Source organism: Streptomyces sp. NPDC001544, from assembly GCF_042894285.1.
In the GTDB taxonomy this organism is placed as follows: domain Bacteria; phylum Actinomycetota; class Actinomycetes; order Streptomycetales; family Streptomycetaceae; genus Streptomyces.
The window spans coordinates 798,102-817,817 of sequence record NZ_JBIAVN010000001.1; the positions used below are offsets into that span (position 1 = coordinate 798,102).

The 19,716-nt window shown below is 71.7% G+C and carries 23 protein-coding genes; 7 read left to right on the forward strand and 16 right to left on the reverse strand.

Annotated features, from left to right (window positions below; genetic code table 11):
- Positions 1–98: 98 nt before the first annotated feature.
- Positions 99–554, reverse strand: a complete 456-nt coding sequence (locus ACFY0F_RS03595) for a MarR family winged helix-turn-helix transcriptional regulator (protein WP_388788243.1) — start codon at positions 552–554, stop codon at positions 99–101.
- Positions 555–633: 79 nt separating this feature from the next.
- Between ACFY0F_RS03595 and ACFY0F_RS03600 the strand changes: the two genes are divergently transcribed.
- Positions 634–1,488 carry an alpha/beta fold hydrolase gene (locus tag ACFY0F_RS03600; RefSeq protein WP_388788246.1) on the forward strand — a complete coding sequence of 285 codons (855 nt, stop codon included), beginning with the start codon at positions 634–636 and terminating at the stop codon, positions 1,486–1,488.
- A 3-nt stretch (positions 1,489–1,491) separates the two neighbouring features.
- Here the strand turns inward: ACFY0F_RS03600 and ACFY0F_RS03605 are convergent, their stop codons facing one another.
- The gene (locus ACFY0F_RS03605; protein WP_388788249.1) at positions 1,492–2,208 is read right to left on the reverse strand and encodes a hypothetical protein; all 717 of its coding nucleotides are present in this window, start codon (positions 2,206–2,208) and stop codon (positions 1,492–1,494) included.
- Between the two features lie 122 nt (positions 2,209–2,330).
- Complete coding sequence (locus ACFY0F_RS03610) at positions 2,331–2,693, reverse strand: arsenate reductase family protein (protein WP_388788251.1); 363 nt, start codon at positions 2,691–2,693, stop codon at positions 2,331–2,333.
- A gap of 264 nt (positions 2,694–2,957) precedes the next feature.
- Here ACFY0F_RS03610 and ACFY0F_RS03615 point away from each other — a divergent pair, with 264 nt between their 5' ends.
- Positions 2,958–3,242 (forward strand): hypothetical protein, encoded by a 285-nt coding sequence (locus ACFY0F_RS03615; protein ID WP_388788254.1) that lies wholly within the window; start codon positions 2,958–2,960, stop codon positions 3,240–3,242.
- Between the two features lie 62 nt (positions 3,243–3,304).
- Here the strand turns inward: ACFY0F_RS03615 and ACFY0F_RS03620 are convergent, their stop codons facing one another.
- Positions 3,305–4,489: a winged helix DNA-binding domain-containing protein gene (locus tag ACFY0F_RS03620; protein WP_388788257.1), complete on the reverse strand. Its 1,185-nt coding sequence runs from the start codon at positions 4,487–4,489 to the stop codon at positions 3,305–3,307.
- On the reverse strand, positions 4,486–5,298 hold the full coding sequence (locus ACFY0F_RS03625) for an alpha/beta hydrolase (protein WP_388788260.1): 813 nt from the start codon (positions 5,296–5,298) through the stop codon (positions 4,486–4,488). The genes ACFY0F_RS03620 and ACFY0F_RS03625 overlap by 4 nt, the downstream gene beginning before the upstream one ends.
- Before the next feature lie 88 nt (positions 5,299–5,386).
- Here ACFY0F_RS03625 and ACFY0F_RS03630 point away from each other — a divergent pair, with 88 nt between their 5' ends.
- Positions 5,387–5,659, forward strand: coding sequence for a hypothetical protein (locus tag ACFY0F_RS03630; protein WP_388788263.1), 273 nt, complete (start codon positions 5,387–5,389; stop codon positions 5,657–5,659).
- Between the two features lie 19 nt (positions 5,660–5,678).
- Here the strand turns inward: ACFY0F_RS03630 and ACFY0F_RS03635 are convergent, their stop codons facing one another.
- The 3 genes from ACFY0F_RS03635 to ACFY0F_RS03645 all read right to left on the reverse strand — a co-directional run bounded on the left by ACFY0F_RS03635 (position 5,679) and on the right by ACFY0F_RS03645 (position 7,575).
- Complete coding sequence (locus ACFY0F_RS03635; RefSeq protein ID WP_388788264.1) at positions 5,679–6,263, reverse strand: hypothetical protein; 585 nt, start codon at positions 6,261–6,263, stop codon at positions 5,679–5,681.
- 2 nt (positions 6,264–6,265) lie between these two features.
- Positions 6,266–7,183: a zinc metalloprotease HtpX gene (gene htpX, locus ACFY0F_RS03640; RefSeq protein ID WP_388788266.1), complete on the reverse strand. Its 918-nt coding sequence runs from the start codon at positions 7,181–7,183 to the stop codon at positions 6,266–6,268.
- Between the two features lie 134 nt (positions 7,184–7,317).
- Positions 7,318–7,575 (reverse strand): hypothetical protein, encoded by a 258-nt coding sequence (locus ACFY0F_RS03645; protein WP_388788269.1) that lies wholly within the window; start codon positions 7,573–7,575, stop codon positions 7,318–7,320.
- 267 nt (positions 7,576–7,842) lie between these two features.
- On the opposite strand from ACFY0F_RS03645, the gene ACFY0F_RS03650 reads away from it, so the two are divergent.
- Positions 7,843–8,067 (forward strand): hypothetical protein, encoded by a 225-nt coding sequence (locus ACFY0F_RS03650; protein WP_388788272.1) that lies wholly within the window; start codon positions 7,843–7,845, stop codon positions 8,065–8,067.
- A gap of 82 nt (positions 8,068–8,149) precedes the next feature.
- Here ACFY0F_RS03650 and glnA read toward each other — a convergent pair whose 3' ends face one another.
- A complete protein-coding gene (gene glnA / locus ACFY0F_RS03655) occupies positions 8,150–9,559 on the reverse strand; it encodes a type I glutamate--ammonia ligase (protein WP_388788275.1) in 1,410 nt (469 codons plus the stop codon).
- Positions 9,560–9,792: 233 nt separating this feature from the next.
- Between glnA and ACFY0F_RS03660 the strand changes: the two genes are divergently transcribed.
- Complete coding sequence (locus tag ACFY0F_RS03660) at positions 9,793–10,260, forward strand: RDD family protein (protein WP_388789179.1); 468 nt, start codon at positions 9,793–9,795, stop codon at positions 10,258–10,260.
- 108 nt (positions 10,261–10,368) lie between these two features.
- Here ACFY0F_RS03660 and ACFY0F_RS03665 read toward each other — a convergent pair whose 3' ends face one another.
- The 4 genes from ACFY0F_RS03665 to lipB all read right to left on the reverse strand — a co-directional run bounded on the left by ACFY0F_RS03665 (position 10,369) and on the right by lipB (position 13,735).
- Positions 10,369–11,073, reverse strand: coding sequence for a DUF4191 domain-containing protein (locus ACFY0F_RS03665; RefSeq protein WP_388788278.1), 705 nt, complete (start codon positions 11,071–11,073; stop codon positions 10,369–10,371).
- A gap of 58 nt (positions 11,074–11,131) precedes the next feature.
- On the reverse strand, positions 11,132–11,350 hold the full coding sequence (locus tag ACFY0F_RS03670; protein ID WP_388788280.1) for a hypothetical protein: 219 nt from the start codon (positions 11,348–11,350) through the stop codon (positions 11,132–11,134).
- A gap of 225 nt (positions 11,351–11,575) precedes the next feature.
- Complete coding sequence (gene lipA, locus ACFY0F_RS03675; protein WP_388788283.1) at positions 11,576–12,532, reverse strand: lipoyl synthase; 957 nt, start codon at positions 12,530–12,532, stop codon at positions 11,576–11,578.
- Between the two features lie 165 nt (positions 12,533–12,697).
- Complete coding sequence (gene lipB, locus ACFY0F_RS03680; protein WP_388788285.1) at positions 12,698–13,735, reverse strand: lipoyl(octanoyl) transferase LipB; 1,038 nt, start codon at positions 13,733–13,735, stop codon at positions 12,698–12,700.
- Positions 13,736–13,740: 5 nt separating this feature from the next.
- Here lipB and ACFY0F_RS03685 point away from each other — a divergent pair, with 5 nt between their 5' ends.
- On the forward strand, positions 13,741–15,177 hold the full coding sequence (locus ACFY0F_RS03685) for a regulator (RefSeq protein WP_388788288.1): 1,437 nt from the start codon (positions 13,741–13,743) through the stop codon (positions 15,175–15,177).
- A 51-nt stretch (positions 15,178–15,228) separates the two neighbouring features.
- Here ACFY0F_RS03685 and ACFY0F_RS03690 read toward each other — a convergent pair whose 3' ends face one another.
- Positions 15,229–16,590 carry an NAD(P)/FAD-dependent oxidoreductase gene (locus ACFY0F_RS03690; RefSeq protein ID WP_388788291.1) on the reverse strand — a complete coding sequence of 454 codons (1,362 nt, stop codon included), beginning with the start codon at positions 16,588–16,590 and terminating at the stop codon, positions 15,229–15,231.
- Between the two features lie 163 nt (positions 16,591–16,753).
- Positions 16,754–17,647 (reverse strand): TIGR01777 family oxidoreductase, encoded by an 894-nt coding sequence (locus ACFY0F_RS03695; RefSeq protein ID WP_388788293.1) that lies wholly within the window; start codon positions 17,645–17,647, stop codon positions 16,754–16,756.
- 73 nt (positions 17,648–17,720) lie between these two features.
- On the opposite strand from ACFY0F_RS03695, the gene ACFY0F_RS03700 reads away from it, so the two are divergent.
- Positions 17,721–18,209 (forward strand): GNAT family N-acetyltransferase, encoded by a 489-nt coding sequence (locus tag ACFY0F_RS03700; protein ID WP_388788296.1) that lies wholly within the window; start codon positions 17,721–17,723, stop codon positions 18,207–18,209.
- 24 nt (positions 18,210–18,233) lie between these two features.
- On the opposite strand, the gene ACFY0F_RS03705 is transcribed toward ACFY0F_RS03700, so the two are convergent.
- On the reverse strand, positions 18,234–19,418 hold the full coding sequence (locus ACFY0F_RS03705; protein WP_388788298.1) for a MarP family serine protease: 1,185 nt from the start codon (positions 19,416–19,418) through the stop codon (positions 18,234–18,236).
- Positions 19,419–19,716 lie beyond the last annotated feature (298 nt).

Consider the following 19,716-nt stretch of genomic DNA (forward strand, 5'->3'; position numbering starts at 1 on the left):
GCGGTTTCCCGGCCATTGCCCGACTGTGAACCCCGTGTTACCTGGTCGTTCTGTGTCCGGACTCACGTTGTGAGCAGGGCCGAACGGGGTACTGCGGGTCACTCCTCACCGCTGACCGCGTCGCGGACCCCGCCGAGGAAGCCCCGGATCGCGGCCAGCTGACGTTCGTCGTAGCCACGCAGCAGTTCCACCGACCGCTCGATCAGCGGCCCGAAGAACGCCCACCCCAGCTCGACGGCGCGCTCGTCCACCTCGACGACGACCTTCCGCCGGTCCCGCTCGCCGCGCACCCGCCGAACCTGCCCCGCCCGCTCCAGCCGGTCCAGCAGCGCCGTGGTCCCCGCCGAGTTGAGCCCCAGTCCCGCGCCGAGCCGCCCGGCGGTCATCTCGTCACCGGCCCGGCGCGCGTCCATGAGGGCGATCAGGGCGCGTACGTCCGTCGGGTGCATGCCGTTGCGGTCGGCGAACCGCGCGCTGTGCAGCCCCAGTTCGACCGTCACCGCGCGCAGCAGGTGGACGATCTCCAGCTCGGGCCCCGGTTCGACGGTCGGCATGCGGAGTCCTCCCAAGGTGCGGCTATCATCTCGTCTCGTTCGGCGAGTATCTCGCCCAACGAGATATTAGGGGGTCCGTATGGCCGGCTTCGACACCGATGCGTTCCGGGTTGCGTACGACAAGGTCATGGCGAAATGGCCGGGGGAGCGGGAGGAGGTGACCGTGGCCACCCCGTTCGGCGAGACACACGTCAACGCCTGCGGCCCGCGCGAGGCGCCCCCGCTGCTCCTCCTGCCGGGCGGCGGTGGCGCGACCTCGGCCTCCTGGTACGCGCAGGCCGCCGACCTGGCCCGCACCCACCGGGTCCTCGCCGCCGACCTGATCGGCTTCCCCGGCCGCAGCGTGCCGGCCACCGACCGTCACCCCCGTACGGTCGCCGACCTGACGGCCTGGCTCGATGCGCTGCTCGACGGCCTCGGCGTGCCGGAGACGGATCTCGGCGCGCATTCGTACGGCGCCTGGATCGCGCTGCACTACGCGCTGCGCGCCCCCGGCCGGGTACGCCGCCTGTTCCTCCTGGACCCGACCCAGTGCTTCGCCGGGTTCAAGGCGGCGTACCTGCTCCACGCCCTGCCGATGCTGCTCGGGCCCTCACCCCGCCGGGCCCGGGCCTTCCTGGAGTGGGAGACCGGGGGAGCGGTCCTGGACCCCGACTGGCTCCGCCTCCAGGAGGCGGCCGCCGGCTTCCCCTCCGTGAGGCCGGTGACCCGACCGCGTCCGGCGCCGGACGACCTGCGCGCTCTGGACATGCCGGTCCTGCTGCTCCTGGCCGAGAGCAGCAGGACACATGACACCTACCAGGTGGCGGACCGGGTCGGCGCGGTGCTGCCGCAGGCGGAGACGGTGGTGCTCGAGGGGGTTTCGCACCATGCACTGCCGCAGGCCGCGCCCGCCGGCCTGGCCGGTCACCTCAGTCGGTTCCTGTCGGCCTGAGCCTCACCCCACCTTCTCGATGACGGCACGGCGGATCAGGAACTTGCCGGGCTCCCGGACCTGTTCGAAGGCCGTGTTGTTCAGCAGCACACAACTGCCGGACACCGAGGTGACCTTCACCGTCGTGGACTTGTTGTTGTCCAGGTTGGTGACCTTCAGCGTGGTCCCCGCCGGGAACTGGTTGCTGGAGGCCGCCGGGGCACCGCCCTCGCCGGAGAGCGTGACGGTGGAGCCCTTGCAGACCTGCTGGCCGGAGGCGCCGGCAGTGCCACTGCCGGCGTTTCCCGCGTCGCCGCCGGCGGCGGCCGTCTGGGAGGGCTGTGCGGACTGCGCGGGCTGGCCGGACTGCGCCGGTTGGGCGGACTGCACCGGCTGCGTCGCCTGGGAGCCCTGAGCCGACTCCCCAACGACGCATCCGGACGCCTTCTGCTGCACCTTGATCTGGTCGATGACCGCCTGGCGGTTGGCGATCCTGGCCTGCGACTGGGCGTCCGGGTTCGCCTTCTGACCGTCGATGAACTTCTGGTTGTTCCCGAGGGCCGTGGCCAGCCCCTGGCAGACGGTCGAGTCCGCTGCCGACGACAGGGTCTTGGCCTGCTGCGGACTCTGCGCGGCGTTCGAGGTGGACGCCATGGCGAAGGCCCCGCCTCCCGCCACCGCCGCGGCGCTGACCAGCAGAGCGATCTTCTTCTTCGTACCGAGCTTTCTCCTACGCGTCATGCGCGCCTCCTGAAGAGGTAGGGGAGCGTACGCCGCTATGTACGAGATACCGAACGAGGTTACTCAGTGGTTGCGCGAGTCTTCTGGGGTGTCCTGCGTCACAGGGACGTCACAGGGGCGGGTCACTTCCTGCGGAGGGCGTCCTGTACGGCCTCGTCCGTGCGGCCCACCACCGCGGTGCCGTCGTCCGCCGTGATGATGGGACGCTGGATGAGCTTCGGGTGCTCGGCGAGCGCGGTGATCCAGCGGTCGCGCGCGGAGTCGTCCCGCGGCCACTCCTTCAGCCCGAGCTCCTTGGCCGCCTCCTCCTGGGTGCGGGTGATGTCCCACGGTTCGAGCCCGAGACGCTCCAGTACGCCCCTGATCTCGTCCTCGCTCGGTACGTCCTCCAGGTAGCGGCGGACGGTGTACTCGGCGCCCTCGGCGTCGAGCAGGCTGATGGCACTGCGGCACTTGGAGCAGGCGGGGTTGATCCAGATTTCCATGGGCTCACCGTAGCCGGGGCCGCCGGGCACGCCGGACAGGCGGGTCCGGCGTCGGTCACCCAGGGGGTGTGTTCGAATTTTCTGGTGCCCCACGACCCCCTTCCGGAGCGGGTGTGACGCAGTGCCAGTTCCGCTGCTCACCTGGGCATTTGATGCCCTCGGCGGACTCCCTGAATGTCAGTGGGGGTCGGTAGACTGGTAGCAGTGTTCGAGGGAATCGCCGGACCCCCGGCGGAGCGCCCCGACCGCGACAGGAGGATGCCCGTGCCCGCTGCCGCACTGAAGCCGAAGCCGAAGTCCGTCCACTCCAGCCCCTCGCCCGTGGCGAAGCGCCCGCTGCCGCCGGGGCGCCCCCGGGAGTGGTACGTCACCCACAACCGCCGTCTCAAGGCCATGCGCCTCGCCATCGCCCTGCTCGACTCCGGCGTCTACGTGCCGAACCAGGCCCGCGACGAGACGATCCGGAGCACGGCGGAGCGCATCGGCATCCACCCGCCGTCGGCCACGACGTGCCACATGGTGCGGGCGCTGATGCGGTACTCGCGCTGAGCTGTAGCGCGGGTGTCCGGGGGCTGCCGCCCCCGGACACCTGCTTCGGCCCGCACGGACCCTCAACCCGACAGCTCCCGCTCCAACGGCGTCCGGAACCGCGGAGTCACCCTGGCGTCACCCAGCCATCCCACCAGCCGTTCCGCCTGTTCCGCCACCGCGGCCTCCGCCTCGCGCGGGACGGCCGGGTCCAGGATCCGCCAGACGATCTCACCGGAGGGCCGCTGAGCCCACCCCCCGACCACCCGCCCGTCCCACCACACGGTGGGCCCCACGTTCCCGCTGCCGTCGAACAGCGGTGGCCGCAACCCGGGCGCGAGGTACCAGTCCCGCTGCTGCCAGCCCATCGCCGTCGGGTCCAGCCCGGGGAGCAGGGCGGCCCAGGGTGCGTCAGGACCGGCGACGGGGCCCGCGTCACCCGGGACGACGTACCCCGGGCCCTCGTCCAGCGACACCTCCTCCGCCCCGATCGCCCGCAGCGCCGCCCGTACGTCCGTCACCCGCCAGCCCGTCCACCACTTCAGGTCGGCCTCGGTGGCCGGACCGCACGCGGCGAGCCAGCGGCGCAGCAGGTCGACGCGGGCCTCGGCGGGGTCCAGTTCAGGGTGTTCGGGAGCCACCGCCCAGCGGAACTGGCTCGACGTCCACGAGCCGAGCGGCCGCCCGCGGACCACCTTGCCCTCCACGCCGAGAAGGCGCAGGAGGCGGCCGGAGACCGTCTGCACCGCCTCGTAGCTCTTGCCCGCCCCGTACACGAACTGCTCCCGCAGCCGCGGCTCGTCCCGGGCCAGTTCCGCCGCCGTGGCCTGCCCGCGGCCGGCCAGCGCGGCCAGTGTCGCCGCCTCGACCTCCGCCAGCCAGGCCGCGTCCGGTCCCCCGCCCTTCGCCATGTCCTTGAGCAGTGTCGCGCGGGTGCGGGCGGCCACGTCCAGTCCCGTCGAGGCGTGCACCACGGCCGCCAGCTCGGTGGGGAACACGAACACCGTGTGCCGCATGCCGTGCATCCGCACCAGCGTGCGGTCCTCGTACAGCGCCCGCTCCGTCTCCGGCACGGTCTTCGCCGCCTCGGCCAGCCGCGCGCCCACCGCCAGGTACACCGTCGCGGGGTCCGTGCCGTGCAGCGCCACCAGTGAGGCGGCGACCTCCTCGGGGCTCCCCGCCCGCTCCGTACCGGCCAGCCGGTGCCGCAGCGCCAGCCGGCCCCGCCGTTCCGCCCCGCCGATGTGCCGTGGCCGTCCGCCGCTCATCCCGACCTCCACCCGCAGTCCGTGTGCCCGTGGAGTCCATCCTCGCCGACCCCACTGACAACGGTCGGGCCGCCGTCGCCGAGGCCCGCCAGCAGGGCGTCCGCGAAGTCCCGGCGGGAGTCCGCGTGGTCCCGGAACCACAGGCCCAACTGGTGCTCGGCGTCCGGGAGTTCGAAGCGGGTGTACTGGGCGTGCGCGGCCAGGGACTCCTGGACGGCCTCCGTCACCTCCGGCGGGATGACCGCGTCCCTGCCCGGTACCGCGAGGACCGCCCGGCCCGCGTAGGCCCCGAATGCCGCCAGCGCGGGGGACCGGCGCCAGCCGTCCGGGGTGCGGATGATCCCGCTGAACCGGCCGTCCCCCTCACCGAAGGGCACGTCCCACGCCTCCGGCGCGTACACCGCCGGGGCGCACAGCCCCAGGGCGACCACCCGGTCCCGGTAGTGCCGGACGAGGTCGGCCACCGTCTGGCCGCTCATGCTGAACCCGACCAGCACCAGCGGCTCCGCCGCGGGCACCCGCGCGTCGATCACCGCGACCGCCTGCTCGAAGCGCCGCCGCAGACTCAAGTCCCGTAGTGATCCGGTGCTGTTGCCGTGCCCCGAGAAGTCGAAGGCGAGTCCGCGGCAGCCCCGGCCGACGAACTCCGCGAGCAGCGGCCGCGACCGTTCCTCGCTGCCGGCGCCCGCGCCGTGCAGCAGCACCACGGCGGCCCGCCCGGGCCCGCCGCCGTGTACCCCGGCGAGCCGTTCTCCGTCGTACGCGTGCGTGAAGGGGGTGAGGGAGTCGAGGGTTAAGGGATCACTCATGGGCTCATTCACTCACGGAAAACGGGGTGCACACCGAGTGATCGCCTCCTTACGCTGGATGCGAACCCACGGAAACGAAAGGCCTGAGATGGGCACCATCGTCATGTCCGGGGCGGTCGTCCTGGTCGTCCTGGGATTCGGAAACCACACCTGGTGGCTCGCCGCGGCCGCCCTCCTCTTCCTCTACGTGCAGTACGGGCGGGAAGGATCCCCGTCCACCGGAGCGGACCCGGCGGGCACACCCGCGTCGTACCAGGCGTACCGCGAACGCCGCGACCGACAGGCCAAGTGGGAGCGCCGCTACCGCCGCGAACGCCCCTTCGAGGCCCGTCGCCAGGAACGCGAGAAGAAGGCCCGTTAGACCCGGCGGGCGCCCCCGGTCACAGGCCGGGGGCGCCCCACACCGGGAACCAGCGGTTCAGGTCCTGCTCGATGCGCAGGTCGTTCGCGAGGGCCGCCTTCACCCGCAGCTCCAGCGGGTTGTCGCGGCGCTGGACCGTGCCGGGCAGCGGGGCGAACGGGTAGAAGGTGCCCCTCTTGTACAGGTACACCAGCGCCAGCCGGCGTCCCGAGTCGTCCTGGAAGTCCGCCAGGGAGCACAGCAGCTGGGGGCCGAAGCCGTTGACCTCCATGGAGCTGTTCACCGCGTGCAGGTCGTTGACCAGCTGGGGCAGCTGGTCGGGGCTGCGCCGGGACACCAGCCAGGAGTAGCCGTAGTCGTCCTGGCGCAGCTCCACCGGAGGCCCGGTGCGGTCCGTGTCCGCGTCGAGGAGTGCCTGGACCTCCCGGTGCGTCTGCTCGAAGGCCGCGCCCTCGACCGTCGCGAAGCACACCGCGCCGTCCCCGGTCGGCGTGAACCCGGCCGCCGCCTCGAGGGTCACGGCCGCCGAGGGCAGCGCGAACAACTGGTCGAGGTCGGGCGCGACGGGCTTCGTACGGCCGAGGAGGATGTCCAGGAGTCCCATGCTCAGCCCGCCCTGCCCGGCTGCGCCGCCTCGCCGAGTTCGCCGGAGATCCGGGCCAGTTGCTCCAGCCGCTGCTCCAGGCTGGGGTGGGTGGAGAAGAGCCGGGACAGCCCGGGCTCCCTGCCCAGCGCGGGGCTGAAGTAGAAGGCGTTGAAGGCCTGGGCGGTGCGCAGGTCCTCCGTCGGGATACGGGCGATGTCGCCGGACACCTTGGTGAGCGCTGAGGCCAGCGCCGACGGCCGGCCCGTCAGCAGGGCCGCGGCGCGGTCCGCGGCCAGCTCCCGGTAGCGGGACAGGGCCCGGATGAGCAGGAAGCTGATCGCGTACACGGCCGCCGAGACCGCCATGACGGCGGCGAGCACGGCGGCGGTGTTCTGGTCCCTGCGGCCTCCGAACAGCCCCGAGTAGAACGCGAACCGCACGATCAGGCCCGCGATCACACCGAGGAACGAGGCCACCGTGATCACGGCGACGTCCTTGTGCGCCACATGCGACAGCTCGTGCGCGAGTACGCCCTCGAGCTCCGCCGGCTCCAGCCGTCTGAGCAGCCCGGTGGTCACGCAGACCACGGCGTTGTCGGCGTTCCGCCCGGTCGCGAACGCGTTCGGCATGTCCATGTTGGACACGGCCACGACCGGCTTCGGCATGTCCGCGATGGCGCACAGACGGTCGATCACCGCGTGCAGCTCGGGATACTCCTCCCGCTCCACGACCCGCCCGTGCATCGCGAACAGCGCGATCCGGTCGGAGAACCAGTACTGCGCCCCGAGCAGCGCGGCGGCGACCACCACGACCAGCAGCCAGGACTTCAGCAGCACGAGCAACGCGGCGACGAACCCCACGTACAACAACCCGAGCAGGAACAGCGTGACCCCCATGCGGGCGGTCAACCGCCGGTCGCTCCGGAAGCGGCTCTGCATCTTGCATCACCCCGCAGTCAGGCACTCGTCCCGCTGTCCAGTGTGCACCTGCGGATTCCCATGAGGCGGTTCCGAACGGCCCTAGGAGCAGCAAAAGGTCCCCGTGCGGTGCTGTGCGCCGCTCGGGGCGGAGGTCAGCGGTAGGCCCGTATCTGTGCGTAACCGAGCAGGGCGATCACCGCGGCCACACAGCCCAGCACCACGACCGTCGATATCCACGAGGAGCGGCGCGGCCGCACCGGGTCCGGGTCGGCGCGGAACGGCGCCGGGTCCGGCGGGTTCTCCTTCCAGCGGGCGGCGAGCATCCGCGCCCGGGCGGACGGCTCCTTGTGCTCGGCCGAGTTCGCCCACCTGTGATCGAATTCCCGTTCCCAGTCGTCCTGCTCCGTCATCCCCGTTCAACCTCTCTCGTTCCGGCAGGGTCAGGAGGGATGGTCCCCCGATATAGGAGGCCTGGGAAGGGCGGAAGGTTGCACGGGATGCCGGGTGGTCGCCGGGCGGCTAGCATCGAGAGTGAGAGCCGCGATGCGGGCTGTGACCAGCCCTGCTTCTGTATCCAGGCGGCAACCCTACGACCGCGCCGGGATCCCACCCAGCGGCCGCGGCCATCCGTCTCGTGCCCCCGCATACCGCACGAGGGGATGGGAGGAGGTTCACTGATGAAAGCACAACGCGCGAGGCGTCTCTTCGCGGCTTCCGCGATCGGCGTTCTGATGGCCGGCGGCGCCACGATCGGCGCGGCAGGCACGGCCTCTGCAGCCGTCCCGCCCAAGGCCCACACCAACTTCGGCTGCTTCGACTGGGGCTTCAACCGTTGCGGCTTCGGCTTCAACAACGGCTTCGGCTTCGGCAACGGCGGCGTCGTGGTGGTCGTGGTCAACTGAGAGCCGGTACGGCTGCCGTAACGGCGAGGGCCGCTCCCCGCGCAGCGCGGGGAGCGGCCCTCACTTCACGTGCCCGGCGGGATCACACGTCGAAGTAGAGCTCGAACTCGTGCGGGTGCGGACGCAGCTGCAGCGGAGCGATCTCGTTCGCGCGCTTGAAGTCGATCCACGTCTCGATCAGGTCGGACGTGAAGACGTCACCGGCGAGCAGGAACTCGTGGTCGCGCTCGAGGGAGTCGAGGACGGCCGGGAGCGAGGTCGGGACCTGCGCGACGTTCGCGTGCTCCTCGGGAGCCAGCTCGTAGAGGTCCTTGTCGATCGGCTCGGCCGGCTCGATCTTGTTCTTGATGCCGTCCAGGCCCGCGAGCAGCAGTGCCGAGAAGGCCAGGTACGGGTTGCCGGAGGAGTCGGGCGCGCGGAACTCGACGCGCTTGGCCTTCGGGTTCGAGCCGGTGATCGGGATACGCATGGCCGCGGAGCGGTTGCGCTGCGAGTACACCAGGTTGATCGGCGCCTCGAAGCCCGGCACCAGGCGGTGGTAGGAGTTCACCGTCGGGTTGGTGAAGGCCAGCAGCGACGGGGCGTGCTTGAGGATGCCGCCGATGTAGTAGCGGGCGGTGTCCGACAGGCCGGCGTAGCCCTGCTCGTCGTAGAACAGCGGGTCCCCGCCGCTCCACAGCGACTGGTGCACGTGCATGCCCGAGCCGTTGTCGCCGAAGATCGGCTTCGGCATGAAGGTCGCGGTCTTGCCGTTGCGCCAGGCGACGTTCTTCACGATGTACTTGAAGAGCTGGAGGTCGTCGGCGGCGGCGAGCAGCGTGTTGAACTTGTAGTTGATCTCGGCCTGGCCGGCGGTGCCGACCTCGTGGTGCTGGCGCTCGACCTGGAGGCCGGCCTTGCCCAGCTCCAGGGAGATCTCGGCGCGCAGGTCGGCGAAGTGGTCGACCGGCGGGACCGGGAAGTAGCCACCCTTGTAGCGGACCTTGTAACCACGGTTGTCCTCGAGGGCGCCGGTGTTCCAGGCACCCGCCTCGGAGTCGATGTGGTAGAAGGACTCGTTCGCGCTGGTCGCGAAGCGGACGGAGTCGAAGACGTAGAACTCGGCCTCGGGGCCGAAGTACGCGGTGTCCGCGATACCGGTGGAGGCGAGGTACGCCTCGGCCTTCTTCGCCACGTTGCGCGGGTCACGGGAGTACTGCTCACCCGTGATCGGGTCGTGGATGAAGAAGTTGATGTTGAGCGTCTTGTCACGGCGGAACGGGTCGACCCGGGCGGTCGACAGGTCCGCGCGCAGCGCCATGTCGGACTCGTGAATGGCCTGGAAACCACGGATCGAGGATCCGTCGAAGGCGAGCTCGTCGTCCGGGTCGAACGCCTCGACGGGCACCGTGAAGTGCTGCATGACGCCCGGCAGGTCGCAGAACCGGACGTCGATGAACTTGACGTCCTCGTCCGCGATGAACTTCTTGGCCTCGTCGGCGTTCTGGAACATCCAACTCCTCCTACTCCCGGCCGTTCCCGTGCCGGGGTGGTAGTTCGTAAGTGCGGCCAGTGCGGTGGCACACGCTGACCTCGACCCTAGGGACGGGTGATTTCTCGGGCGTGACCCATTTGTTTCGCAGAAGTTAACCGGTGCCGGTTCAACCCTAGCCCCGACGCACCCCGCCGTCCCAGGGGCATATGGGGGCGCAGTACCGTGGACGGGTGGAGGACAGACAGGCGAAGGTGGACAACAGGCAGGCCATCGGATCGTGGCTCTCCGGACCGCGCGCGGCCATGGAGGACGCCGGGGCCGACTTCGGGTACCGGGGCGAGCAGCTCGGTCTGCCGGAGGAGGGGCCGGGCTCGATCGCCCGTCCGGGACGGCGGCTGGGAGCGCTGGCGGTCGACTGGGGCATGTGCGTCCTGATCGCATACGGCCTGATCACCCATGGCTACAGTCCGGCCACCAGCAACTGGGCCCTGCTCGTCTTCCTCGTCCTGAGCATCCTGACCGTCGGCACGGTCGGCTTCACCCCCGGCAAGCGTCTCTTCGGCATCCGGGTGGTGGCCGTGGACACCGGCCGCGTCCAGCCGCTGCGCTCCCTGGTCCGCACGATCCTGCTGTGTCTCGCCGTCCCCGCCCTGATCTGGGACCGCGACGGACGCGGACTCCACGACCGGCTGGCCAGGACGGTGGAGGTGCGGATCTAGCGTCGTCGCGCGCAGATCCTGCGTCGTCGCGCCGAAGATCCTGCGTCATCACGACGAAGGGGGGCGCCCGGTTCACACCGGGCGCCCCCCTTTCTCGTACGGAGGGGGTCAGCGGGCCTTCGGGCCGCCGCCGCGCGGCATGCGCATGCCCTTGGGCATCGGACCCTTCGGCAGCGGCATGTTGCTCATCAGGTCGCCCATGGCCCGCAGCCGGTCGTTGGTCGCGGTGACCTGGGGGCCGGACAGGACGCGCGGAAGCTTCAGCATCGTGGTGCGCAGCTTCTTCAGCTCGACCTGGCCGTCGCCCGTGCCGACGATGATGTCGTGCACCGGGACATCCGCGACGACGCGGTTCATCTTCTTCTTCTCGGCGGCCAGCAGGCTCTTCACCCGGTTCGGGTTGCCCTCGGCCACCAGCACGATGCCGGCCTTGCCGACCGCGCGGTGCACCACGTCCTGGCTGCGGTTCATCGCCACCGCGGGGGTGGTGGTCCAGCCCCGGCCGACATTGTCGAGCACGGCCGCGGCGGCGCCCGGCTGACCCTCCATCTGGCCGAAGGCGGCCCGCTCGGCCCGGCGGCCGAACACGATCGCCGTCCCGAGGAAGGCGAGCAGCAGGCCCAGGATGCCCAGGTAGACAGGGTGACCGATCAAGAAGCCGATCGCGAGGAAGACACCGAGGATGCCGATGCCGACGGCTGCGAGTACAAGACCGATCTTGCTGTCGGCCTTGCGGGTCATCTTGTAGGTAAGGGCGATCTGCTTCAGTCGCCCGGCATTCGCAGCGTCTGCTGCGGTTTCCTTCCTCGCCATGCCACGCAGTCTACGTGGCTCCGGGAGCGCCCACGACGGTGGTGTCCCCGCGGTGCGTTCAGGGGGTGCGGTCCAGGGGCTGGTGCGGGGCGAGCGCCTGGTCCAGGAAGTGCTGGGCCTCGACCCTGTCCTTGGCGCGGCGGCGGTCCTCCAGGACCGAGGTCCAGGCGTTGCGGCGGGCGGTGCGCTGGCCGCCGCTCATGAGCAGGGACTCGACGGCACGGAGCGCGTCGGTGAAGGACGGGATGGCGTTGGCGCGAACGGGCGCGGCCTGCATGGTGGAGGTCCCCCTCGGAAAGGCTGCGAGTGCGGGTGTACGTGGCGTGAGTCCAGCGTCACTGTTTGGTGTTACCAGGGTGTGACCGACCGGTCAAACACCAATGAAGCCTCGCTTGAGGGGACCGGAACGGCGACGCGGCCCCGACGGGCGTCCCCATCTGCGGGGACGGTCGGGGCCGCGCGAAATCGGCCGCTACTGGTCAGTAGTAGCTTGTGCGTGAATTCACACAGTCGCCCCTGAATGACGCTGTTCCACGGCCATCCGGTAGAGGCGCCCCGCCCGGTACGAGGAGCGGACCAGCGGACCGGACATCACACCGGAGAAGCCGATCTGCTCGGCCTCCTGCTGCAGCTCCACGAACTCGTGCGGCTTCACCCAGCGCTCCACCGGGTGGTGGCGCACACTCGGACGCAGGTACTGCGTGATGGTGACCAGTTCGCAGCCGGCCTCGTGCAGCTGCTTGAGCGCCTCGCTGACCTCCTCGCGGGTCTCGCCCATGCCGAGGATCAGGTTGGACTTGGTGACCAGGCCGAAGTCGCGGGCCTCGGTGATGACCTTCAGCGAGCGCTCGTAGCGGAAGCCGGGGCGGATCCGCTTGAAGATCCGGGGGACGGTCTCGACGTTGTGCGCGAAGACCTCGGGGCGGGCGGAGAAGACCTCGGCCAGCTGCTCGGGGACCGCGTTGAAGTCGGGGGCCAGGAGCTCCACCTTCGTCCGGCCGCCCTCGCGGTCGGCGGTCTGCGCGTGGATCTGGCGCACGGTCTCCGCGTACAGCCAGGCTCCGCCGTCCTCCAGGTCGTCACGGGCGACGCCGGTGATGGTGGCGTAGTTCAGGTCCATGGTGACCACGGACTCGCCGACCCGGCGCGGCTCGTCGCGGTCCAGCGCCTCGGGCTTGCCGGTGTCGATCTGGCAGAAGTCGCAGCGCCGGGTGCACTGGTCGCCGCCGATGAGGAAGGTCGCCTCGCGGTCCTCCCAGCACTCGTAGATGTTCGGGCAGCCGGCTTCCTGGCAGACCGTGTGCAGGCCCTCGCTCTTGACGAGGTTCTGCATCTTCGTGTATTCGGGACCCATTTTCGCCCGGGTCTTGATCCACTCGGGCTTGCGCTCGATGGGGGTCTGGCTGTTGCGGACCTCCAGGCGCAGCATCTTGCGTCCGTCGGGTGCGACTGCGGACACGACCGGCTCCCTGTAGCTTCGATTCTTTGGCGTACACCAGGGTACGCCCGTGGTAATTCAGCCCCTCCGGCGTTCGAGGAGCGGGGGTGCAGGGGGCGGGGCCCCCTGGGGCGTGGGACGGGGAGGCGCGGCGGGGGCGGCGAAGGCCGGGGCCGCGCCCGTGCGCTACGCCGGAGCCTTCTCGATCTCCCGCGGCTTCAGGTCCGCATGCTCCAGTACGTCCCTCAGGTGCCGCTCGACCACCGGCAGCACCTCCTCGATCGTCACGTCGCGGCCCAGCTCACCGGCGAGGGAGGCGACCCCGGCGTCCCGGATGCCGCACGGGATGATCTTGTCGAACCACTTGTTGTCCGGGTTCACGTTGAACGAGAAGCCGTGCATCGTGACGCCCTTCGCCACCCGGATGCCGATCGCCGCGATCTTGCGGTCCTCGCGCCGCTGGCCGGCGTTGGAGGGCGCGTACTCCGGGCCGTTCAGCCGGGGGTCGAACTCCTCGTCCGTGAGGCGCGGGTCGAAGTCCAGCGAGAGTCCGCCGAGCGCCGGCCGCCGCTCGACCGGGTCGCCGAGGACCCACACCCCGCTGCGGCCCTCGACCCGGGTCGTCTCCAGGCCGAACTCCGCGCAGGTGCGGATCAGCGCCTCCTCCAGGCGCCGGACGTGCGCGACCACGTCGACCGGACGCGGCAGCTTCTGGATCGGGTAGCCCACGAGCTGGCCCGGGCCGTGCCAGGTGATCTTGCCGCCGCGGTCCACGTCGATGACAGGGGTGCCGTCGAGGGGGCGCTCGCTGTCCTCCGTGCGGCGGCCCGCCGTGTAGACCGGGGGGTGTTCGAGGAGCAGTACGGTGTCGGGAACCTCGTCGGCGAACCGCGCCGCGTGCACCCGGCGTTGCTCGTCCCAGGCCACCTGGTAGTCCACGGCCTCGGCACCGAATCCCATGCGGACGAACCGCAACTCACTCACGGCAAGCGCCTCCCTAGAAGCTCGTAAGGCACGAACGCGCCCAAGCCACTGTACGTCCGGCCGTCGTGCGTCAGCCGTGCGGGCAATCCTCACACGATCGGATGAATGCCTGCCGAATTGTGCGATCGGGTGCTTACTCTCCGCTACATTCGCGCCGTTCACGAGGCCATAAGGGCTGCTCACAGGCAATCCGGGCACAAGCGGCCAGGCTGCTTGGGTCCGAAAGGCAGGAGACCGCACCGCAGATGACGGAACGACCCGCGCAGCGCACCCCCAACCGCCAGCTCGCCGCGCTCATCGCAGAAGCGGGGTTCTCCAATGCCGGGCTTGCCCGTCGCGTGGACCAGCTCGGTCTCGAACACGGGCTGGACCTCAGATACGACAAGACATCGGTCACCCGGTGGCTGCGCGGCCAGCAGCCGCGGGGCACCACCCCCGCGTTGATCGCCGAGGTCTTCACCCGGCGTCTCGGCCGCCGCCTGACCGCCCAGGACCTCGGTCTGGACGCCTGCGCGCCCGTCTACGCGGGCCTGGAGTTCGCGGCCGGCCCCGAGGAGGCCGTCGACATCGTCAGTGGGCTGTGGCGCAAGGACTCCGGCAGCCACGCCGAACTGCGCAAGATCGCCTTCACCCCGGCCGGTCTCGTGGTGCCCAGCCGGGACTGGCTGATCGGCAGGCCCGACGACCGGGTGGCCCGCGGTGAACCGCCCGCCCGGGTGCCCGCGCACGGCCGCCCGGTGGTGCCCCGCCCGCGCGGCCAGGCCGAGCGCGGCCCCGGCCAGAAGGTCACCGCCGGCGACATCGCCGCGCTCCGTTCCGTCGGTGAGCTCTTCCGCACCCTCGACGACGCCTACGGCGGCGGCCACGCCCGCCAGGCCCTGGTGCGCTACCTGGAGCACGAGTGCGAGCCGATGCTGCGCGGCACCTACGGGGAGCAGACCGGCCGCCGGCTGTTCGCCGCCGCCGCCGACCTGACCCGGCTCGCGGGCTGGACCTCGTACGACATCGCCGCTCACGGGCTCGCCCAGCGCTACTTCGTACAGGCGCTGCGGCTGGCCCAGGCGGCCGGGGACCGGGCGTACGGCTCCTACGTCCTGGTCACCATGAGCCGCCAGGCCGTCTACCTCGGGCACGGCCGGGAGGCCGTCCAGCTCGCCCGGGTGGCGCAGCAGGGGGTGGGCACCGGGGCGCCTCCCGTGGTGCAGGCGCTGCTGTACGCGGCCGAGGCCCGCGCGCACGGTGTACTGGGCGAGGTGCGGGCGTGCACCGGGGCGCTGGTGCGGGCCGAGCGCGCCCTGGAGGCGGCCCGGCCCGGGGACGAGGTGCCGTACTGGGCGCGCTTCTTCGACGAGGCGCAGCTCGCCGACGAGTTCGGGCACTGCCACCGGGACCTGCAGCAGTTCCGCGCCGCCGCCCAGCACGCGGAGCGCTCCCTGCAACTGCGCGCCCCCACGTACGCCCGCAGCCGCCTGTTCTGCCGGGTCGTTCTCGCCTCCGCGCGCCTCGGCCTGGGCGAACTCGACCAGGCCTGCGCCCTGGGCGCGGAGGCGGCGGGACAGGCGGCGGAGATGCGCTCGGTCCGGGCGGTCGAGTACGTCAGGGACTTCGAACGCCGGCTGGAGCCCTACAAGGACGCGGCACCGGTGAGGGGCTACCGCGACAAGGTCGCGGCCCTCGGGTGAGCCCCTGACCCCGCGGCGGAGCCGCACGTCGACACAGCCCCGGCCCCCGGCTCAGGCCGCCCGGGGCAGCCTCGCCGGCGGGTCCGCGCGGTGCATCGAGCCCGCCGCCCCCAGGTCCGCCAGGACCGCGGCGGCGGCCCGGTGGGCCGAGTGCAGGGCGCCCTGGACGGTACTGGTGTCGCGGTGGTCGCCGCACACGTACAGGCCCGCCATCAGCCGCACCGGCCGCCTCAGGTCGTGCGGCGGGCGCATCGCCGGGACGGCCTCGGTGGTGTGGTGCACGGCCAGGGTCTCCCAGCGGGTGGTCGAGGCACTGTACAACCGGGACAGGTGCATGCGTACCGCGGTGTCCACGCCCTCCGGGGGAGTGCCGAGCACGGTCGAGGAGACCAGCGCCCGGCCCGCGGGTGCCCGGCTCGGGTCGACGTCGCTCATCACCGCGGTGTGCGCGACCGGACCGCCCCGGTCGGCCTCGAGGAGCAGTGAGGCCCCCGTGGTGGGCGGCTCGTCCGTGGTGTGGTGGACCACCGTCACCGGGTGGAAGTCCGGCACGCGCAGCCCGGGCAGCAGCTCGGCCGCGGCGCGCGCGTCGGTCGCCAGCAGGACCGCGCGGCAGCGGAACTCGCCGTGTTCGGCGGTGGCGACGGTGGTGGTGGCGACGGAGGTGGCCCGGACCCCGGTGTGCACGGTGCCGGGCGGCAGGGACCGTGCCAGCAGTTCCGGCAGCACCTCGGCGCCGCCTTCCGGTACGCACAGCCGGCCGCTCGCGAAGGCGCGCAGCGCGAGGTCGGCGCACCGGCTGGAGGTGGTCAGCGCCGGGTCGCACAGCAGGGCGGCGAGCAGGGGGCGCAGGAAGCCGTCGACAGTGCGGGCGGGTACCCCGCGGGCGGCGAGGGCCTGGGCGGCGGGGAGTTCGGGGCGGGCCAGGACGCGTTCGACGGGCGTGCCGGCGATCCGGGCCAGGGACGCCTGCAGCCGGGCCTGGTCGACGGCCCCGCCCACCGGGGCGCCGGACTTCCGCACGGGTGACACGGCGGCCGGGCTCCTGGGGGCGCTTGCCAGGGCGCGTACGGCATGGAGTGCGCCCTTGGCGCTCCCTCCGGCCGGCGGCGTACCCGCGCGCTGCCGGCGGCCGTCCCGGTGCAGCAGCACACCGGGTGCGAAGGGGCGCAGCACCAGGGCGTCGAGCCCGGGTGTCAGGCGTAGCTCCGGATACGACGTGGACAGGAGCTGGCCGATCCGGTCGAGCCGGAAGCCGTCGACCTTCTCCGTCGACATACGGCCGCCCACATAAGGGGCCGCCTCCAGGACCGCGGTCGTCACTCCTGCGCGGATTAGCCGATGAGCCGCCGAGAGACCGGCGATCCCGGCTCCCACGATGACGACGTCCACCTGGTACACGGGCTCAAGCACGAGGCCCCTCCTCGAGGTTGTGCGTCCGGTGCAGGCGTCATGCCCTCAACCGGCTCCAGGGATACCCGAGTTCAGCTCGAGCGTAGGGCCGTGATCGGTCAACGACAGTCGCGCATGAACAGGGCACGGTCGCACGGCGGTCGCATCTGGTCACAAGAGTTCATCAGGCCGCCCGGATCGCGTCCTCGATCCCTGGGAACGCGAAAGTGAACCCCGACTCCAGCAGCCGCTTGGGCACCACCCGTTGGCTGCCCAGCACGTCACCCGCCATCTCGCCCAGCGCCGCCCTGAGCACCGGCGCCGGGACCGCGAACGCGGTCGGCCGGTGCAGCACGCGCCCCATGGCCTCCGTGATCTCCCGGTTGGTCAGCGGCTGCGGGGCGGTGAGGTTGAACGCCCCCGACAGCCCCTCGCCGGCGATGAGATGGCGCAGCGCGGCCACCTCGTCGTGCAGCGCGATGTACGACCAGTACTGCCGCCCGTCGCCCAGCCGGCCGCCCAGCCCCGCCTTGAACAACGGGAACAACCGCCCCCAGGCGCCGCCCCCGCGGGCCACCACCAGCCCGGTCCGCGCGAACACCGTCCGCACCCCGGCCTCCTGGGCGGGCGCGGTGGCCTCCTCCCAGTCCACGCACAGTGACGGCAGGAAACCGTCCCCGGGCGGGGTGTCCTCGTCGGCCACCCGGTCCCCGGTGTCCCCGTAGATGCCGATCGCACTGCCGTTGACCAGGACCCGCGGCGGCTCGTCGAGCGAGGCGACGGCCTGAGCCAGGGCCGCCGTGCCCAGCACCCGGCTCTCCCGGATCCGCCGCTTGTACTCCGGCGTCCAGCGGCGGTCGCCCACCCCCGCGCCGGCCAGGTTGACCACCGCGTCACAGCCGATGAGCCCGGCCGCGTCCACGTACTGTCCCTCCGGGTCCCAGCGGACCTCGCCCTCGCCCCGGGCCGCACGGCGGACCAGCCGCACCACCTCGTGCCCGTCGGCGGTCAGGGACCGCACCAGAGCGCTGCCGATCAGACCGGAGGCGCCGGTCACCGCGATGCGTGAACGTTGCATGGCGCCCATCCTGCCCCGCGCGCCCGTGAAAACCCCGTGAGGATCCCCTCCGCCCCGCCGTAGGGTGACCGGCATGCCGGAACCGTCCATACGCACCGCCAGACCCGAAGACGACGGGGCGCTGACCCAGATCGACGTCACCACCTGGTCGCACCTGCACGCGGTGATGCCCGAGCCGCGGCCCCCGTACCCGCCGTTCTTCAGCGAGCGGCACACCGTCGAGGACACGCTGGTCGCCGAACTCGACGGCCATGTCGCGGGCTACCTCCGCCTCGGCTTCCCCACCCCGCTCGCCTGCAACGCGCACGTACGCCAGATCCAGGGCCTCGCCGTCGCCGAGGAGGCCCGCGGCCGGGGCGTCGCCCGCGCCCTGATCCGCGCCGCCTTCGAGGAGTCCCGCCGGCGCGGCGCCCGCCGCATCACGCTGCGCGTCCTCGGCCACAACACCCCCGCCCGCAAGCTGTACGAGTCCGAGGGCTTCGTCGTCGAGGGCGTGCTGCCGGAGGAGTTCCTGCTGGACGGCGAGTACGTGGACGACGTGTTCATGGGCCGGTCCCTCTGACGCCCCGGCCGACGCCCCCTCGGGTCAGGAGCTGACCAGGCTCCCGACGTCCACCGGCGTCGTCGCCTCGCTGCCGCGGGCGGCGTCGGAGGCCACCTCGTCCGCCGTCAGCACGTAACCGGTCTCGTCGTTCGCGGTGGAACGGGCGAAGACCACGCCGAACACCCGGCCGTCCGTGGTCAGCAGCGGGCCGCCGGAGTTGCCGGGCCGGACCGTCGACCGTATGGAGTAGATCTCCCGGGTGACCGTGCCGTTGCTGTAGATGTTCTGGCCGGTCGCCCTCACCCGGTTCGCCACCGTGGCCGCCTGCAGATTCAGGTCGCCGTCCTGCGGATAGCCCGCGACGACCGCCGAGTCCCCGCGCGAGGCGTTGTCGTCGAAGCGGAGCACGGGGGCGCTGAGACCCGGCACGTACAGCACCGCCACGTCCCGGTCCGGGTCGAAGAGCACCACGCGCGCCTCGTACGACTGCCCGACGCCCCCGATGCGTACGGTCGGGTCGGCGATGCCGGCCACCACATGGGCGTTCGTCATCACGTGCTCCCGCGCGTACACGAACCCGCTGCCCTCGCGCCCCTGGGTGCCGGAGGATCCCTCGATCTTCACCGTGCTCAGCTTGGCGGCTCTGGTGGCGCTGGCCGTGACGCTGTCGCCGGAGGGCTTGGCGACCTCGGCCGTCGACTCGTTCTCGAACGGGTTGAAGACCTGCGGGAAACCCGCCTCCGTGAGGGCGGACGTCGCCCGGGAGAACCAGGTCGGCGTGGTGTCCGGCATCGAGTCCTGCACCGCGCCCAGCAACGCCGAGTCCCGTATCGCCGTCGTCACCATCTGGGACGAGGAGGCGCCCAGCACGCTCGCGGCCACCCACGCCACGATCAGCACGGCGACCGAGTTGGCCGCCGCCCCGCCTATCCCGTCGGCGACCCGCAGCGGCCCCTCGTCCAGTTCCCGCCGCAGCCTGAGGGCCAGCCGCCCGGCCAGCTCGTGTCCCACCACGCCCGGGACCAGCACCGTCAGCACCGCGGCGGTGGTCGCCGCCGGGGTCCCCCGCGTGACGAGGTCCATGATCCACGGCAGCACCCACACCCCCACGACCGCGCCGCCCACGAACCCGGCCAGCGAGACGCAGCCGGCCACCAGCCCACGCCGGTAACCGGACGCCGCGTAGGCCAGGATGACCAGCACCAGCATGAGGTCGAGCAAGTCCACGGAGCCGCCTTTCTCTCGGACCCCCTAGTACGGGTGGGACGGGCCCAGTGATCAGTTGCACGCGTCGGACGCTCCCGGATCCGGCCACGTTGCGTGTACCCGGGGAAACGTCCTGGACCGGGAGGATGGTTCCGCCAGGTGGCACAGCACACATCGCGGGCGGAACGGACGCCTCCGGCATCGGCGGCGCTACGGCCGCGGCGTCCTGCCCGCCCGTGAGCGCAAGATTGGCAATCTGCTGGTCCTCCGCTCTCCGTTTGCTGGGCTGTCTCTCGACAGCGGGTTCCTGGGGTCGTTG

Coding starts and splice junctions, on each gene's coding strand:
- ACFY0F_RS03595 (WP_388788243.1), bottom strand. CDS start 554: ATGCCGACCGTCGAACCGGGGCCCGAGCTGGAGATCGTCCACCTGCTG.
- ACFY0F_RS03600 (WP_388788246.1), top strand. CDS start 634: ATGGCCGGCTTCGACACCGATGCGTTCCGGGTTGCGTACGACAAGGTC.
- ACFY0F_RS03605 (WP_388788249.1), bottom strand. CDS start 2,208: ATGACGCGTAGGAGAAAGCTCGGTACGAAGAAGAAGATCGCTCTGCTG.
- ACFY0F_RS03610 (WP_388788251.1), bottom strand. CDS start 2,693: ATGGAAATCTGGATCAACCCCGCCTGCTCCAAGTGCCGCAGTGCCATC.
- ACFY0F_RS03620 (WP_388788257.1), bottom strand. CDS start 4,489: ATGAGCGGCGGACGGCCACGGCACATCGGCGGGGCGGAACGGCGGGGC.
- ACFY0F_RS03625 (WP_388788260.1), bottom strand. CDS start 5,298: ATGAGTGATCCCTTAACCCTCGACTCCCTCACCCCCTTCACGCACGCG.
- ACFY0F_RS03630 (WP_388788263.1), top strand. CDS start 5,387: ATGGGCACCATCGTCATGTCCGGGGCGGTCGTCCTGGTCGTCCTGGGA.
- ACFY0F_RS03635 (WP_388788264.1), bottom strand. CDS start 6,263: ATGGGACTCCTGGACATCCTCCTCGGCCGTACGAAGCCCGTCGCGCCC.
- htpX (WP_388788266.1), bottom strand. CDS start 7,183: ATGCAGAGCCGCTTCCGGAGCGACCGGCGGTTGACCGCCCGCATGGGG.
- ACFY0F_RS03645 (WP_388788269.1), bottom strand. CDS start 7,575: ATGACGGAGCAGGACGACTGGGAACGGGAATTCGATCACAGGTGGGCG.
- ACFY0F_RS03650 (WP_388788272.1), top strand. CDS start 7,843: ATGAAAGCACAACGCGCGAGGCGTCTCTTCGCGGCTTCCGCGATCGGC.
- glnA (WP_388788275.1), bottom strand. CDS start 9,559: ATGTTCCAGAACGCCGACGAGGCCAAGAAGTTCATCGCGGACGAGGAC.
- ACFY0F_RS03665 (WP_388788278.1), bottom strand. CDS start 11,073: ATGGCGAGGAAGGAAACCGCAGCAGACGCTGCGAATGCCGGGCGACTG.
- ACFY0F_RS03670 (WP_388788280.1), bottom strand. CDS start 11,350: ATGCAGGCCGCGCCCGTTCGCGCCAACGCCATCCCGTCCTTCACCGAC.
- ACFY0F_RS03685 (WP_388788288.1), top strand. CDS start 13,741: ATGACGGAACGACCCGCGCAGCGCACCCCCAACCGCCAGCTCGCCGCG.
- ACFY0F_RS03695 (WP_388788293.1), bottom strand. CDS start 17,647: ATGCAACGTTCACGCATCGCGGTGACCGGCGCCTCCGGTCTGATCGGC.
- ACFY0F_RS03700 (WP_388788296.1), top strand. CDS start 17,721: ATGCCGGAACCGTCCATACGCACCGCCAGACCCGAAGACGACGGGGCG.